The following is a 15,147-nucleotide window of genomic DNA, read 5'->3' on the forward strand; positions in this document are numbered from 1 at the left end:
TCTCAGCAAGGAAGAAGTCTGGGCCGGCGAGCGGCGGATCGAGGCGTTCGTCGTAGAGCGGCACTGAGCTCCACTGCCTCAATCAGCCAAGCTTGCTTGCCGCGGCCTCATCGAGCAACCACACGGTCGTCTCACGGCCCACCGCGCCCGCCGCGGGCACGTCGTCGGCATCAGCGCCGCCGACCGCCGCCGCGACCGCGTCGGCCTTCCCGTCACCGGAGACCACCAGCCACACCTCCCGCGACCGTCGAACCGCGGGCAACGTCAACGTGATTCGGCGCGGCGGAGGCTTAGGCGAGTCCTCCACACCGACGACCAGGCGCTCGGTCTCACGTACCGCTGGGGTGTGGGGGAACAGGGAGTTGATGTGCCCCTCGCCACCCATTCCGAGAAGATGTACGTCGAAGTCGGGGGCCGGCTCACCGCCCTCGGCGTTGGCCGCCAGCACCTGCTCGTATGCGGCCGCGGCAGCGTCGAGGTCGTCGCCGAACTCCGCACCGCTGGCGGCCATCGGGTGCACGTTCCCGTCCGGGATGCTCACACGATCCAACAGCGCCTCACGGGCCTGCTTGTAGTTGCGCTCGTCATCGTCTGCCGGCACGAAGCGATCGTCACCCCAGTACAGATGCACCTTCGCCCAGTCGATCTCGGCGCCCTTTTCCGCCACGCGCTTCAACAGCCCGGTACCGGTGCCCCCGCCCGTGAGGACGATGTGCGCCGACCCACGCTTGTCAATGGCTGCGACGATGGCTGCGACTAGTCGATCACCTGCGGCCGCCACCAGTGTCGCGGTGTCGGGATAACGCTCGATGGTCGCGCTCATGCGTATTGAACCTTATCGATTCCCTGCAGGGCTTCGTGATAGATCTCATCGGGGTCGAGCCTGCGCAGATCCTCGGCCAGGCACTCCTTGGCTTCTCTGCGCGCCAATGGGATTCGCGCTTCGGGCCGACTGGTGCGGCTCAGTGTCGCGGTGACGCCGGTCTGCGGCCGACGCAGAGTGATCGTCTCACCGTCGCGCATCAGCTCCACTTTCAGCTCGCCCACCTCGCGGTGCACCGGACCGTCGATTCGTGCGGCGAGCCAACCCGCGAGGACGTCGAGCGACGGCTCGTCCCGTAGACCCGACACCACCGCAGAAGTGATCGGCGCGTGCGGTTCCTGGTCGACGGCCGCGGCCAGCAGGGCCCGCCAGTATGTGATCCGCGCCCAGCAGAGGTCGGTATCCCCAGCGGTATAGCCGGCCAGCCGCCCCTTGATCGCGGACAACGGATCGGAGCACTGCGTCGCGTTGGTGATCCGACGGATCGCCAACCGGCCCAACGGATCCTTGGCGGGCACCGCAGGCCCACCAGCGGGCCACCACGCCACCACCGGTGTATCCGGCAATAGGAAGGGCAGCACCACAGCGCTCGCATGGTCGGCGAGCTCGCCGTACAGGCGCAGCCCGACGATCTCCCCGGCGCCGGCATCCCCGCCGACACGTAATTGCGCGTCCAAGCGCGCGTCGTCGGCGTTGCGGTCCCCGGGCACCACGATGATCACCCGGCAGGGGTGTTCGCGGCTGGCGAAGTTGGCGGCTTCGATGGATTCTTCCAGCAGCTCGTCGGAGTCGAGCGAGATCACAAGGGTGAGCACTCGGCTCAGCGTGATCGCGCCGCCCTCCTCGCGCAGCCCGGTGATCTTCTTGTTGATGTCGTTGGTGTTCGTATCCGGCAGGTCGACAATCATGGCCGCCTCCATTCCCGACCCATGCGGTGCAACATCTCGTCGGCCGAGGCCGGGCCCCAGGTACCCGATTCGTAGGCCTCGGGCTTACCGTGCGCGGCCCAGTAGTCCAGCACCGGATCGAGGATCTCCCAGGACAATTCGACCTCTCTGTTCACCGGGAACAGCGAGGGTTCACCGAGCAGCACGTCGAGGATCAGCCGTTCATAGGCTTCGGGGGAGTCCTCGGCGAACGCCGACCCGTAGGAGAAGTCCATGTTGACATCGCGGACCTCCATGGCGCTGCCGGGCACCTTGGAGCCGAACCGAATCGTGATGCCCTCGTCGGGCTGGACCCTGATCACCAACGCGTTCTGGCCGAGTTCCTCGGTCATGGTCTTGTCGAAGGGCAGGTGCGGCGCCCGCTTGAAGATCAGCGCGATCTCGGTCACCCTGCGCCCCAACCGTTTTCCGGTGCGCAGGAAGAACGGCACACCGGCCCACCGCCGGGTGTCGACCTCCAGGGCGATGGCCGCGTAGGTCTCGGTTTTCGAATCCTTCGAGAAGCCTTCCTCTTCGAGCAGGCCCACCACTTTCTCGCTGCCCTGCCAACCCGACGCGTACTGCCCACGCGCGGTGGTCTCGTTCAGTGGCTCCATCGGTCGTGTGGCCGAGAACACCTTGATCTTCTCGATTTGTAATTCCTTCGGACCGAAGCTGACAGGCTCCTCCATGGCGGTCAGGGCCAGCAGCTGCAGGAGGTGGTTCTGGATGACGTCGCGCGCGGCACCGACTCCGTCGTAATAGCCTCCGCGTCCGCCGAGCCCGATGTCCTCGGCCATCGTGATCTGCACGCTGTCGACGTAGTTGTTGTTCCAGATCGGCTCGTACAGTTCGTTGGCGAACCGCAGCGCGAGGATGTTCTGCACCGTCTCCTTGCCGAGGTAGTGGTCGATGCGGAACACCGACTCCTCGGGGAACACGCTGTTGACGACCTCGTTGAGTTCCTGCGCACTCGCCAGGTCGTGGCCGAACGGCTTCTCGATCACCACCCGGCTCCAGCGGCCCTCCTGTGGGTTGGCCAGCCCCGACTTGTGCAGCTGCTCGCACACCGGCTGGAACGCCTTCGGTGGAATGGACAGGTAGAAAACGTGATTGCCGCCCGTTCCGCGTTCGGCATCGAGTTTCTCGAGGGTCTCGGCAAGCCGGCCGAACGCCGCATCGTCGTCGAACGTGCCCTGCACGAACCGGAAGCCTTCGGCCAGGCGGTCCCACACCTCCTGCCGGAACGGCGTGCGGGCATGCTTCTTCACCGCCTCGTAGACCACCTCACCGAAGTCCTCGTCGGCCCAGTCCCTTCGGGCGAATCCGATCAGCGAGAAGGACGGAGGCAGCAGGCCGCGGTTGGCCAAGTCGTAGATCGCCGGCATCAACTTCTTACGCGACAGGTCGCCGGTGACGCCGAAGATGACGATCCCGCAGGGCCCCGCGATCCGCGGCATCCGCTTGTCGCGCTTGTCGCGAAGCGGATTCACCCAGTCCGTCATTTCTTGGCGGCGTCGAGCTGTTCCTGCGTCGCCTCGAGCAACTCGAGCCACGACTTCTCGAACTTCTCCACACCCTCGTCCTCGAGGAGCCGGAACACGTCGGGTAGGTCGATACCGACGTCGGCCAGCTTGTCGAACAGCGCCTGCGATTCATCGGCCGTGCCCGTCACGGTGTCACCGGTGATCACGCCGTGTTCGGCGACCGCGTCGATCGTCTTCTCCGGCATGGTGTTCACCGTGTTCGGGGCCACCAACTCGGTGACGTACAAGGTGTCCGAGTACTCCGGATTCTTGACGCCGGTGGAAGCCCAGAGCGGACGTTGCACACGGGCGCCGTCACCCTTGAGCGCTTCGTACCGTTTGCCCCCGACGAACACCTCTTCGTATGCGGCGTAGGCGAGTCGCGCGTTGGCGACACCGGCCTTACCCCGCAGATCCAGCGCCTCCTGCGATCCGATCTTCTCCAGGCGCTTGTCGATCTCGGTGTCCACCCGGGACACGAAGAACGAAGCGACCGAATGGATCTTGGACAGGTCGTGGCCGGCCTCCTTGGCCTTCTCCAGGCCTTCGAGGTAGGCGTCCATCACCAGCCGGTGGCGTTCCACGGAGAAGATCAGCGTGACGTTGACCGAGATGCCTTCGGCGATCACCGCGGTGATCGCGGGAAGGCCCGCCATGGTGGCGGGAATCTTGATCAGCAGATTCGGCCGGTCGACGGTCTTCCACAGATCGATCGCCTGCAGGATGGTCTTGTCGGTGTCGTGCGCGACCCTCGGGTCCACCTCGATCGACACCCGGCCGTCGACTCCGTCGGAAAGCTCATTCTGCTTGGCCAATACGTCGCAGGCGTTGCGGACATCGTCGGTGGTGACGGTGCGGATCGTGGCGTCCACGTCCGCGCCCCGCTCGGCCAGTTCGTTCACCTGATCGTCGTAGGCGTGTCCCTTGGACAGCGCGGACTGGAAGATCGACGGGTTGGTGGTCACCCCGACAACACTCTTGGTGTCGATGAGCTCCTGCAGATTTCCTGTCTGCAGTCGGTCGCGCGACAGATCGTCGAGCCACACCGACACGCCTGCCTTGGATAATGCCGCGAGATTCGAATTCTGAGCCATAGCTGTGCCTTTCCTAGACCTCAGTTGTCTATCGATCGCTCCGCGGCGGCCACCACGGCCTCGGGAGTGAACCCGAACTCACGGAACAACGTCTTGTGATCGGCGGATTCGCCGTAGTGCTCGATCGAGACGATCTCCCCGGTGTCGCCGACGAGCTTGTACCAGCTCTGCGCGACGGCCGCCTCGACCGCCACGCGCGCCGAAACACTCGGCGGCAGAACCGAATCGCGGTACTCGCGCGGTTGCGACTCGAACCATTCCACACACGGCATCGACACCACGTATGCCGTGATGTCCTTTTCCGCCAGCTGCTTTCTCGCCTCCACCGCCAGCTGTAGTTCGGAGCCCGTCGCGATGATGATCACGTCCGCGTCGTCGGCGGGGTTACCGCCGCCGAGGACGTAGCCGCCGCGGGCCACCCCGTCGGCGTCGGTGCCCTCCAGCACCGGGATGCCCTGGCGGGTCAGGATGAAACCGACCGGACCGCTGCCGTTTCCGCGGGCGATGATGCTGCGCCAGGCGTATGCCGTTTCGTTGGGGTCGCCCGGTCGCACGACGGACAGGTTCGGGATCGCCCGCAGCGCCGCCAGGTGTTCGATCGGCTGGTGGGTCGGGCCGTCCTCACCGAGACCGATCGAGTCGTGGGTCCAGATGTAGATGGTGTCGATGTCCATCAGCGATGCAAGTCGCACAGCGGGCCGCATGTAATCGGAGAACTGCAGGAACGTGCCACCGAACGCGCGGGTCGGGCCGTGCAGCACGATGCCGGACAGGATCGCGCCCATCGCGTGTTCGCGGACGCCGAAGTGCAGCACGCGGCCATACCAGTCCGCCGTGAAGTCGTCGGTCGAGATAGACGGCGGGCCAAACGAATTCACGCCCTTGATCGTGGTGTTGTTACTGCCCGCAAGGTCGGCCGAACCGCCCCACAACTCGGGCAGCTTGGGCGCGACGTCGTTGAGGACCTGGCCGAACGCGGCGCGGGTGGCTAACGGCTTGGAGCCCGGCTCCCAGTAGGTCAGGTCGGAATCCCAGCCATCGGGCAGTTTCTGAGCCAGCAGCCGGTCCAGCAGTTCCTTGCGCTCGGGCTCACGTTCGGCCCATGCGTCGAAGTCGATCTGCCACTTCGCATGTGCCTCTTTGCCGCGATCCACCAGCTTGCGGGTGTGCTCGATGACCTCGGGCCGCACCTCGAAGGTCTTGTCGGGGTCAAAGCCGAGGATCTTCTTGGTGGCCGCGACCTCCTCCTCGCCGAGCGCCGAACCGTGCACGTCGCCGGTGTTCATCTTGTTGGGCGCCGGGTAGCCGATGATCGTGCGCAGCGCGATGAACGACGGTTTGTCGGTGACCTTCTTCGCCTCGACGATGGCCTGTTCGATGCCGACGACGTTCTCGCCGCCCTCCACCTCCTGCACGTGCCAGCCGTAAGCGCGGTAGCGGGCCGCGACGTCTTCGGACAGCGCGATGTTGGTGTCGTGCTCGATCGAGATCTGGTTCTTGTCGTAGAACACGATCAGGTTGCCTAGCTGCTGCGTGCCCGCCAGCGACGACGCCTCGCTGGTGATGCCTTCTTCGATGTCACCGTCGGAGGCGATCACGTAGATGTAGTGGTCGAACGGGCTCTCACCCCACGGCACGTCGGGATCGAACAGACCGCGCTCGTAGCGAGAGGCCATCGCCATACCGACCGCGGATGCCAGACCCTGTCCGAGCGGGCCGGTGGTGATCTCCACGCCATCGGTGTGGCGGAACTCCGGATGGCCGGGGGTCTTGGACTTGAACGTCCGCAGGGCTTCGATGTCGTCCAGCTCGAGCCCGAATCCGCCGAGATAGAGCTGGATGTAGAGGGTCAGGCTGGAATGACCACACGACAACACGAAGCGGTCGCGGCCGAGCCAGTGCACGTCGCTGGGGTCGTGGCGCATCTGGCGCTGGAAGAGCGTGTAGGCCAGCGGCGCCAAACTCATCGCCGTTCCCGGGTGGCCGTTGCCGACCTTCTGCACCGCGTCGGCCGCCAGCACCCGGACGGTGTCGACCGCCACCGAGTCCAATTCGGTCCAGTCCTCGGGGTGGTTCGGGCGGGTCAGCGCGGAGATTTCTTCGAGTGTGGTCACAGGCGCACTCCTGGTCGGCATAGAGCATTTCTCAGCTGCACGTTCAACCACCCTAGTGCGGGATGGTCGACCAATGCAGGCTGCTGGTGCGAGATGCCTGGGCAGGATTAGGCCGGTGTTGTCGTGCGGTCTACCATCGTCTGTAGTAGATGCCCGCGCGCTGGGACCATTTCGACAGGAGTAACTGCGTGAGAGTTCGCGACGTGCACCTCGTCGACGGGGCGCAGATTCGGATTCGCGACAAGTTCCTCGGCTACGTCTCACTGACCAAGCCGCGCGTCATCGAACTGCTTCTGGTCACCACGATCCCGGCCATGCTGCTGGCGAGCCGGGGCACGGTCGACCCGCTCCTGATTCTGAACACCCTGTTCGGCGGACTGCTGGCCGCGGCGGGCGCCAACGCATTGAACTGCGTCGCCGACGCCGACATCGACAAGGTCATGAAGCGCACCGAGCGCAGGCCGCTGGCGCGTGCCACGGTTCCGCGCAGTCACGCGCTGATCTTCGGGCTGGCCCTGTCCGTCGCGTCGTTCTTCTGGCTGTGGTGGACGACGAACATGCTGTCGGCCCATCTCGCCGGCGCGACGATCGCGTTCTACGTGCTCGTCTACACGCTGTTGCTCAAGCGCCGCACTTCGCAGAACGTGGTGTGGGGCGGCGCGGCCGGCTGCATGCCGGTGATGATCGGCTGGTCGGCGGTCACCGGGACGATCGCCTGGCCCGCGCTGGTCATGTTCGCGATCATCTTCTTCTGGACTCCGCCGCACACCTGGGCGCTGGCGATGCGCTACAAGGAGGACTACCGCGCCGCGGGCGTCCCGATGCTTCCCGCGGTCGCCACCGAACGCCAGGTCACCAAGCAGATCCTGATCTACACGTATCTGACGGTGGCCGCGACGCTCGCGCTGACGCCCGTCACGGGCTGGCTGTACGCGGCGGTGGCGCTGCTGGCGGGCGGATGGTTCCTGGTGATGGCGCACCAGCTCTACAACGGCGTGCGTCGCGGCGAGGCGGTCAAGCCGCTGCGGCTGTTCCTGCAGTCGAACAACTACCTCGCCGTGGTGTTCCTGGCCCTGGCGGTCGACTCCGTCCTGGCGCTGCCCACCGTTTTCTAGCCCCTAGGGCACCAGCACCACCGAACCGACCGTCTTGCGACCCTGCAGGTCGCGGTGCGCTTGCTCGGCATCGGCGAGACGGTAGCGCTCACTGACCGTGATCGTCAGCGTGCCCGAGGCGATCGCGTCGAGAAGTTCGCCCGCACGCCAGGCGAATTCGTCGGCCGTGCGGGTGTAGTGCACGAGTGTCGGACGGGTCAGGAACAGTGAGCCCGCGGCGTTGAGCAGCTGCGGGTCGAACGGCGGCACCGGTCCGCTCGAAGCGCCGAACAACGCCAACGTGCCCCGCACCCTGAGACTGGCCAGGCTGGCTTCGAACGTGGCCGCCCCCACCCCGTCGTACACGGCTGCGACGCCACCGTCGGTCATGTCTTTGATCTCGGCGCCGAACGCGGCCGGATCGTCGGGATAGTCGAGCACGTGCACCGCACCCGCCTGACGCGACAGCTCCGCCTTCTCCGGCGTCGAGACGGTGGTGATCACGCGTACCGCCATGCTGGTCGCCCATTGGGTGAGGATGAGCCCGACGCCGCCCGCGCCCGCGTGCACCAGAACCGAGTCGCCCTGCTGTACCGGATACAGCGACTTGATCAAGTAGTGCGCCGTCATACCCTTGAGCAGGGATGCGGCGGCCGCGTCGGGAGCCACGCCTTCGGGTACGTAGGCCACGAAATCAGCTGGGGCGAGACTGTATTCGGCATAGGCCCCGTTGGCTTGAGCGGTGACGACGCGATCGCCGACCTTCAGCGCGGCGACGTCTTCGCCGATCGCCGCCACGGTGCCGCACACCTCGTTGCCGACGATGAACGGCGTCTCCCGCGGGTACTGGCCCGACCGGAAGTAGGTGTCGAGGAAGTTCACGCCGATGGCCTCGGCCTTGATGAGCACCTCCCCGGGGCCCGGCGTGGGCTGTGTTTTCTCGACGTAGGTGAGGACTTCGGGTCCGCCGGTCTGGGCGACTTCGATGGCATGCATGGTTCTATCGTGCCAACTATGAAGCTTGCGCGGCCCGACGTGTTCCATCCGCGCATCGTGTTGGCCGGATGCCCCGCACTGCCGGAGGGGGACGGCGACGACGCCGGCCTGGTCGCGGCCCTGGGAAAGCACGGGCTCCACGCGCGCTGGATGTCCTGGGATGACCCGGCGACCTTGACGGCGGATCTGGTGATCCTGCGGGCGACGTCGGACTACATCGACCGGCTCGATGAGTTCCTGTCCTGGACGCGACGGGTCCGCAACCTGCTGAACCCGGCCCGAGTGGTGCCCTGGAACACCGACAAGCGCTACCTGACCGACCTGGCGGCAGCGGGAGTCCCGACGGTCCCGGGCCGATTCTTCGCCCCCGGCGACGCGGTGAGGCTGCCGAACAGTGCCGAAGTCGTGGTGAAACCTGCTGTCGGCGTGGGATCGGTTGACACCCTTCGCTTTTCGAATCGGGAGGATGCGCGGCGCCATGCCGACCGGTTGCTGGCGGCCGGTCGGACCGTAATGATCCAGCCCTACGACCCGCGCATCGAAGACGGCGAGACCGCATTGGTGTTCATCGGCGGCGCGCAGTCGCACGCCTTCAGGAAGGGCCCGATCCTGCAGCGCCCCGGCGAGGCGCCTCCGTTCGACGAGTCGGGCACCTACGCGCAGGAGTCCCTCAGCCCCGCCGATCCCGATTTCGAGGTCTGGGACGTCGGGCACCAGGCACTTGCGGCGGCGGCTGCGCACCTCGACCTCTCCGCGGAGGAGTTGCTCTACGCGCGCGTCGACGTCATCGGCGGGCGCGCGGACCCGCGCGTGCTGGAAGTCGAACTCGTCGAACCGTCGCTGGGCTGGATGCAGCTGGACGAAACGACCAGAGGCCGACAGCAGCGCGAGTTCGTCGTCGCCGTCGAATCAGCGCTCGACCGGTTCGGGCTTGGCCCGCTCTCGCATCGACGCCCATAGCGCGGCGGTCGCCGCGGTGCAGAGCGCGGCACCCGCGACGTGCACCGCCACCAACGCGGCGGGTACACCGGTGAAGAACTGCACCGTGCCGACCAAACCCTGACACACCACCAGCGCGACAAGGACAACCAGCCGCAGCAGGACCGGACGGGGTGCGCGCACCGCCAACAGGCCGAAGCCGAGGCCGATCAGCAGCGACAGATAGGCGACCATCAGCGCCGAGTGAGCGTGCACCAGCGTGGTGATCTCGACCTCGAGGCGGGGGATCGTGCGGTCCACGCTCTTGTCGCCGGCATGTGGGCCCGCGCCGGTCACCAGCGTGCCCGTCACCAGCACGGCGGCCAGGGCCGCGGCACTGAGGAGGGCCAGCTGCCGCAACGCCTTGGGCGCCCGCCGGACGAGGACACCGTCGTCGGGCTCGCCGATCTTGACGAACAACAGCACCGACAGCCAGACCATGGTCATCGACGCCAGCAGGTGAATCGCGACCGTCCACCACAGCAGCCCGGTCAACACCGTTATGCCGCCGATCACCGCTTGGACCACCGTCGACACCGGCATCAGCCACGCGTAGACGAGCACCTCGCGGCGGCGACGGGCCCGCGTCACGGCCAGCACGGCAGCCGCCGCGGTGAGCACGACGAGGAAGGTGACCATCCGGTTGCCGAACTCGACCGCCTGATGCACCACCGGCACCTCGGCGACCGGCACCGGTGTGAAACTGCCCGGGAAACACTGCGGCCACGTCGGACAGCCCAGGCCGGACGCGGTGACACGGACGATGGCACCCGTCACCGAGATCCCGCCCTGGGTCAGGATGACGAGGAAGGCGATGACGCGCTGGGCCCGCAGGCTCGGCAGCGGCAGCAGATCGACCAGCCGCAAAAAGGCACGTCGCACGGTTCGATGGTAGAGCAGCGCAACTACAAGCCGTAGTAGCGGGTGAGCGGCTACCGCGGCGACACGAACGGCACCAGCACCTCATCGACCAGTTGCACCGCCAGATCGTCGTCGATGCGGTCGCCGGTGATCAGCAGCCGATGCCACAGCACGCTCTGCCCCAATTCGCGGGCGATCTCGACGGGAACGTCGGCGCGCACGTCGCCGCGGGCGATACCGCGCGCCAGCAGTGCGGCCATTTCCTGCTTTCGCCAGCCGATGACGCCGTTGCGGAAGGCCTCGGTGAGGTCCGGATCGTGCGCGCCCGCCGCGATCGCGGCCCGAATCACCGGTGCCCGAGGGCCGGTGAACAACGCGGCCCATCCACGCAACACAGCGAGCATGTCGCCGCGGTAACTGCCCGTGTCCTCGTGCGGAATCGCGTCGGTGGCGATGCCGAGCAGGGTGTCTCGGAGCAGGGCGGTGGCGTCCGGCCAGCGCCGGTACAACACGGGTTTGCTCGTCGCGGCTGCCGCGGCGACGGCCTCCATCGTGACGCCGGCCGGACCGTGCCGGGCGAGCACGTCGAGCACGGCGTCACGGATGGCGTCGTCGAGTTCCTGTCCGCGGCGACGCGGCATCCGACACTCCTTCCAGGAAACGCTTGCGTATCTTATCGCAGGAGCTTAGCGTCATGCTCAAGAAACGCTTCCGTATCTTAGGAGGATCTCATGGTGCGTCCGGTGCTCTATCCGTTGCGTTCCGTCGACACCGCGACGGTGCAGTATCTCGACCATCGCCACGGCAGGCGCCGCATCACCATCGACCACCGGCCGCTGGCCGGCGTCACCCCGGCGATGCTGCTGGACTGGTTCACGCACCTGGGCGAAACGATGGTGTACGGGGGAGAGGTCATCGACCGCTATCTCGCCTGGCATCCGATCGATCACATCCATTGGGCACTGGCGCGTCCGGCGCCAGTAGGTGGAGCGGCCGACGGTGCGCGTTTCCGCATGGTCGAGGCGTTCGGCGGTCGACCGGAGTACAGGATCGACGAGGTCGCGCGGGTCGAGAAGCTCGACGAGACCGGTATCCGACTGGTCAAACGGGTTGCGGGAATTGCGATCTTCCAGCTCGAGCACACCTGGTCTGCGGGCGCCGACGGTGCCCATTACGTGACGGTGATGGATCTCGGCGCGCGCTCGCCGCTGCTCTCTGTCGTCAACAGCGTCGTGCGCCGACGATTCCCGGCGAACAAAGTGCGCGCGTGGGTGAAGCACAACATCGAAGAGGTCGGACAGCTCGAATACCTGCTGCCGCTGTTGGCTTCAGGTGAAGCGGAACCAGCGCAGCGCGCACAACGCGGCGACGGCGCCCCAGACCGCGAGCACCAGAAGGCCGAACCAGTCCACTGACAACGTCATCGCCTGGGTCAGCGCTTCGGTGAGGGCGCCGGACGGCGTCAACCGGGCCACCCACTGCGCGGCGGACGGCACCATGCCGCCCTCGAGCGTCAGCGCGCCGAGCCCCGCGAAGACAAACCACAGCAGGTTCGCCGAGGCCAGCACGATCTCGGCGCGCAGCGTGCCGCCGAGCAACAGGCCCAGCGCTGCGAAAACCGCTGTGCCCAAAGCGATCACCGCCGCGCCGAGCGCAAGCCCCGCCAGGTGCGGTCGCCAGCCGAGCGCCACCCCGATGGTGCCCAACACGATCGCCTGCAGGAACACGACCGCCACCACCGCCAGCGACTTGCCCGCGATGATGCCCCACACCGGAAGCGCCGTGGCGCCAAGGCGTTTGAGGGCCCCGTAGCGGCGATCGAATGCCACGGCGATCGCCTGCCCGGTGAACGCGGTGGAGATCACGGCCAGCGCCATGATCGCGGGCACGAACGTCGCCGCCCGGTTCGGCCCGAACGACCCCAGCGGCAGCAGCGTCAAGCCCACCAACAAGGTGATGGGGATGAACATCGTCAACAGGAGCTGTTCGCCGTTGCGCAGCAGCAGCCGCAGCTCCAGGCCGAATTGCGCGGCGAGCATCTTCTGCACGGTCGCCGGTCCCGGATCGGGCGTGAAGGTGCCCGGCGCAAAGCGATTCGTCATTACGGCCGCAACTCCCGCCCGGTCAGGTCGAGGAACACGTCCTCGAGGCTGCGCTGTTCGACACGCATATCGGTGGCCAGTACGTCCAGACGTGCGCACCACGCCGTCACCGTCGCCAGCACCTGCGGGTTGATCGCGCCCTCCACCAGGTATTCGCCAGGGGCGGTCTCGGTTGCCTTGTAACTCTCGGGCAGTGCGGAAACCAGCAGCGACAGGTCGAGCATGCGCGGCGCGCGGAATCGCAACTGGTTCTCGGCGCCGCTGCGCATCAGCTCCTCGGGCGAACCGGTGGCCACCGGAACGCCGTGGTCGATGATCATGATGCGATCCGCGAGCTCCTCGGCCTCGGTGAGCTGATGGGTCGTCAGCACCACGGTCACGCCGTCACGACGCAGCGCATCGATCAAGTCCCACACCACGATTCGGGCATGGGCGTCCATACCCGCGGTCGGCTCGTCGAGGAACACCAACTCCGGGCGACCGACCACCGCACAGGCGAGCGCCAACCGCTGCTGCTGGCCACCGGACAGCCGCCGGTAGGTCGTGCGGGCCGCCTCGGTCAGTCCGAGGGTGTTCATCAGCCATGCCGGATCGAGCGGGTTGGCCGCGTAGGACGCCACCAGGTTGAGCATCTCGCCCGCGCGGGCCGCCGGGTAACCGCCGCCGCCCTGCAGCATCACGCCGATGCGCTCACGCAACCGGGCGTTGTCGCCGAACGGATCCAGGCCGAGGATCTCGATCGAGCCGGAGTCGGGCCTGATGAAGCCCTCGCACATCTCCACGGTCGTCGTCTTACCTGCGCCGTTCGGCCCGAGCAGCGCGAACACCTCGGCGGCGCCTACCTCCAGGTCGAGCTCGGACACCGCGACCGTCGACCCGTAGCGCTTGGTGACCCCGCGCAGGCGTACGGGGGCGGGGGACGACGCCCCGGATCCAGAGTGGGTCACGGGGACTCAGCGTATGCGTCGGGCCGCGCGGGCTGTGGCTGCGGTGGCGGTGGGCGTTCATGCGGCGGGCTCGCCACGCTGCGCCAGGGCAACCGGTTGTACGTGAGCAGAAACAGCGCGACGACGATCACCGTGCTCGCCGCGGTCGCGAGCAGAATCTGAAAGACCGTGAAGCGGTCGCCGTTGGCGGTCGGGCCGAAGATGCCGACGGCCAGCGTCACCACGATCGTCGTGCTGCGGAACGCCGGCCGGGTCGCCCACGCCGCGAGGGGCAGGACGGCCCACAGCACGTACCAGGGCTGGACGACCGGGAACAGCAGCACCGTCATACCCAGCGCGACGCCGAGCCCGCCCACCGGATGCAGGCGTCCCCGGAGCACCAGCAGCAACAGCCAGGTCACCAGGATCGCGATGATGAACACGCCGATCGCACGGGTGAGCCCCAGCACCGCCGTGGTGTGATCGCCGAGCCCCAGCAGGATGCCGACCTGACCGGTGCCCAGGGCCAACAGGGTGGGCAGCGACATCCAACTACGCACGACGTTCGCCGTGCCCAGCGTGTTGAGCCAGCCGAACCCGAGGCCACTTGCCCACCCGATCAGCGCCATCACCACCACCGACACCGCGGTCAACGACCCGCCGGCCAGGAAGAACGCCTTGACCGTGCCGCCCCAGCGGCAGGCCAGCGCCATCGCCACGAATCCCAGCGCCAGCAGCGACGGCAGTTTGACCTGTGACGACAGCGTGATCAGCACCACGCCGACCAACAGCATCGTCAGCGGCCACCATCGTGCCCACTGGTCGCGGCCGTCCGGCCAGGACAACGGCCTGGGAAGCAGCGGTGCGGCGGCGTCGACCCCGCGTAGCGCGAACTCGGTGCCTGCGAGCATCAGGCCGAGCATCAGCGCTTCGTTGTGGATGCCCCCGACCAGATGCATGATCAGCAGCGGATTGGCGGCGCCGAGCCACAGCGCGCTCACCTCGGCGACGCCGCAGCGCCGGGCGAGGCGTGGGGTCGCCCAGACGATCAGGCCCACGCCGAACAGCACGACCAACCGGTGGCACAGCACGGCGGCGACGATGTTCTCACCGGTCAACGCCGAGATACCCTGACCGATCCACAGGAACAGCGGCCCGTACGGCGCGGGTGTCTCGCGCCACATGTTCGGCACCGAGAGCGTGAACACGTGGTCCAGACCCAGGCCGGTGGCCGGGCCGACCCGGTACGGGTCGAGGCCTTTGACGCCGATCTCGCTCTGCGCCAGATAGGAGTACACGTCGCGGCTGTACATCGGCGGCGCGATGAGCAGCGGCAGCACCCACAGCCACAACAGCCGGTCGAGCTGGCTGCGCGACATCCGCCGGTCACCCAGGGTGAACCGCCCGAGCATCAGCCAGGCCAGCGCCATCATCACCGCGCCGGTGGTGGTCATGGTCAGGCTCACGGTCTGCAGGCGCGAGGGTAGGTTGAGCAGCCGCACGCCGAACGTCGGGTCCTGCACCACCGGCCTGGCCCCGACGCCCAGCGCCCCGATCGCCATCAGGACGGTGCCGGCCGCTCCGAACAGCCGGGTCCGGCGCAGCGCGATGACCTCGGCATCGTTGAGGGGTGAGCCCACCGGGGGTTCGTCGGCGTGCCAACGGGCAATCGACGAGCTGAACGACGGGAGGCGGGCTGCCACCTCA

14 protein-coding genes are annotated in these 15,147 nt (G+C 67.2%); 3 read left to right on the forward strand and 11 right to left on the reverse strand.

The features are described from left to right. Positions 1-82: 82 nt before the first annotated feature. The 5 genes from pgl to tkt are packed head-to-tail and all read right to left on the reverse strand — an operon-like array spanning position 83 to position 6,483. On the reverse strand, positions 83-823 hold the full coding sequence (pgl, locus tag A5759_RS22950) for a 6-phosphogluconolactonase (RefSeq protein ID WP_068201509.1): 741 nt from the start codon (positions 821-823) through the stop codon (positions 83-85). Then, on the reverse strand, positions 820-1,731 hold the full coding sequence (opcA, locus tag A5759_RS22955; protein ID WP_068201639.1) for a glucose-6-phosphate dehydrogenase assembly protein OpcA: 912 nt from the start codon (positions 1,729-1,731) through the stop codon (positions 820-822). Before opcA ends, pgl begins: the two co-directional genes overlap by 4 nt. Further along, positions 1,728-3,254 (reverse strand): glucose-6-phosphate dehydrogenase, encoded by a 1,527-nt coding sequence (gene zwf / locus A5759_RS22960; protein ID WP_068201510.1) that lies wholly within the window; start codon positions 3,252-3,254, stop codon positions 1,728-1,730. The genes opcA and zwf overlap by 4 nt, the downstream gene beginning before the upstream one ends. After that, on the reverse strand, positions 3,251-4,369 hold the full coding sequence (gene tal / locus A5759_RS22965) for a transaldolase (RefSeq protein WP_068201511.1): 1,119 nt from the start codon (positions 4,367-4,369) through the stop codon (positions 3,251-3,253). Before tal ends, zwf begins: the two co-directional genes overlap by 4 nt. Before the next feature lie 20 nt (positions 4,370-4,389). Next, on the reverse strand, positions 4,390-6,483 hold the full coding sequence (gene tkt, locus A5759_RS22970) for a transketolase (RefSeq protein ID WP_068201512.1): 2,094 nt from the start codon (positions 6,481-6,483) through the stop codon (positions 4,390-4,392). A 188-nt stretch (positions 6,484-6,671) separates the two neighbouring features. Here tkt and A5759_RS22975 point away from each other — a divergent pair, with 188 nt between their 5' ends. Continuing rightward, the gene (locus tag A5759_RS22975) at positions 6,672-7,598 is read left to right on the forward strand and encodes a heme o synthase (RefSeq protein WP_066850427.1); all 927 of its coding nucleotides are present in this window, start codon (positions 6,672-6,674) and stop codon (positions 7,596-7,598) included. 3 nt (positions 7,599-7,601) lie between these two features. On the opposite strand, the gene A5759_RS22980 is transcribed toward A5759_RS22975, so the two are convergent. After that, the gene (locus tag A5759_RS22980; RefSeq protein ID WP_068201513.1) at positions 7,602-8,573 is read right to left on the reverse strand and encodes a quinone oxidoreductase; all 972 of its coding nucleotides are present in this window, start codon (positions 8,571-8,573) and stop codon (positions 7,602-7,604) included. A gap of 18 nt (positions 8,574-8,591) precedes the next feature. Between A5759_RS22980 and A5759_RS22985 the strand changes: the two genes are divergently transcribed. Next, entirely contained in the window at positions 8,592-9,533 is a 942-nt protein-coding gene (locus A5759_RS22985; protein WP_068201515.1) for a RimK family alpha-L-glutamate ligase, read from the forward strand. Here the strand turns inward: A5759_RS22985 and A5759_RS22990 are convergent. Together A5759_RS22990 and A5759_RS22995 are read right to left on the reverse strand one after the other, a co-directional pair. Further along, positions 9,483-10,412, reverse strand: a complete 930-nt coding sequence (locus A5759_RS22990) for a heme A synthase (protein WP_197506181.1) — start codon at positions 10,410-10,412, stop codon at positions 9,483-9,485. The two genes, A5759_RS22985 and A5759_RS22990, sit on opposite strands and share 51 nt — an antisense overlap. A 71-nt stretch (positions 10,413-10,483) precedes the next feature. Continuing rightward, complete coding sequence (locus A5759_RS22995) at positions 10,484-11,053, reverse strand: TetR-like C-terminal domain-containing protein (RefSeq protein ID WP_068201518.1); 570 nt, start codon at positions 11,051-11,053, stop codon at positions 10,484-10,486. A 90-nt stretch (positions 11,054-11,143) separates the two neighbouring features. Here A5759_RS22995 and A5759_RS23000 point away from each other — a divergent pair, with 90 nt between their 5' ends. Further along, the gene (locus A5759_RS23000) at positions 11,144-11,827 is read left to right on the forward strand and encodes a hypothetical protein (protein ID WP_068201520.1); all 684 of its coding nucleotides are present in this window, start codon (positions 11,144-11,146) and stop codon (positions 11,825-11,827) included. Here A5759_RS23000 and A5759_RS23005 read toward each other — a convergent pair. Genes A5759_RS23005 through mptB form a run of 3 tightly spaced genes read right to left on the reverse strand, consistent with a single transcriptional unit; the run spans position 11,741 to position 15,143 of the window. Beyond that, positions 11,741-12,514, reverse strand: a complete 774-nt coding sequence (locus tag A5759_RS23005; protein ID WP_068201521.1) for an ABC transporter permease — start codon at positions 12,512-12,514, stop codon at positions 11,741-11,743. The genes A5759_RS23000 and A5759_RS23005 overlap by 87 nt on opposite strands. Further along, positions 12,514-13,461, reverse strand: a complete 948-nt coding sequence (locus A5759_RS23010) for an ABC transporter ATP-binding protein (protein WP_066850412.1) — start codon at positions 13,459-13,461, stop codon at positions 12,514-12,516. The genes A5759_RS23005 and A5759_RS23010 overlap by 1 nt, the downstream gene beginning before the upstream one ends. Then, on the reverse strand, positions 13,458-15,143 hold the full coding sequence (mptB, locus tag A5759_RS23015) for a polyprenol phosphomannose-dependent alpha 1,6 mannosyltransferase MptB (protein WP_068201524.1): 1,686 nt from the start codon (positions 15,141-15,143) through the stop codon (positions 13,458-13,460). Before mptB ends, A5759_RS23010 begins: the two co-directional genes overlap by 4 nt. Between the last annotated feature and the right edge of the window lie 4 nt (positions 15,144-15,147).

Origin of the sequence: Mycobacterium sp. 852014-52144_SCH5372336, from assembly GCF_001665615.1 — a bacterium.
GTDB lineage: Bacteria > Actinomycetota > Actinomycetes > Mycobacteriales > Mycobacteriaceae > Mycobacterium > Mycobacterium neumannii_A.

Excerpts from the sequence above, each read along its gene's own strand:
- A5759_RS22985 (WP_068201515.1), top strand. The coding sequence starts at position 8,592 with ATGAAGCTTGCGCGGCCCGACGTGTTCCATCCGCGCATCGTGTTGGCC.
- A5759_RS23000 (WP_068201520.1), top strand. The coding sequence starts at position 11,144 with ATGGTGCGTCCGGTGCTCTATCCGTTGCGTTCCGTCGACACCGCGACG.
- opcA (WP_068201639.1), bottom strand. The coding sequence starts at position 1,731 with ATGATTGTCGACCTGCCGGATACGAACACCAACGACATCAACAAGAAG.
- A5759_RS22980 (WP_068201513.1), bottom strand. The coding sequence starts at position 8,573 with ATGCATGCCATCGAAGTCGCCCAGACCGGCGGACCCGAAGTCCTCACC.
- tal (WP_068201511.1), bottom strand. The coding sequence starts at position 4,369 with ATGGCTCAGAATTCGAATCTCGCGGCATTATCCAAGGCAGGCGTGTCG.
- A5759_RS23005 (WP_068201521.1), bottom strand. The coding sequence starts at position 12,514 with ATGACGAATCGCTTTGCGCCGGGCACCTTCACGCCCGATCCGGGACCG.
- zwf (WP_068201510.1), bottom strand. The coding sequence starts at position 3,254 with ATGACGGACTGGGTGAATCCGCTTCGCGACAAGCGCGACAAGCGGATG.
- pgl (WP_068201509.1), bottom strand. The coding sequence starts at position 823 with ATGAGCGCGACCATCGAGCGTTATCCCGACACCGCGACACTGGTGGCG.
- A5759_RS22995 (WP_068201518.1), bottom strand. The coding sequence starts at position 11,053 with ATGCCGCGTCGCCGCGGACAGGAACTCGACGACGCCATCCGTGACGCC.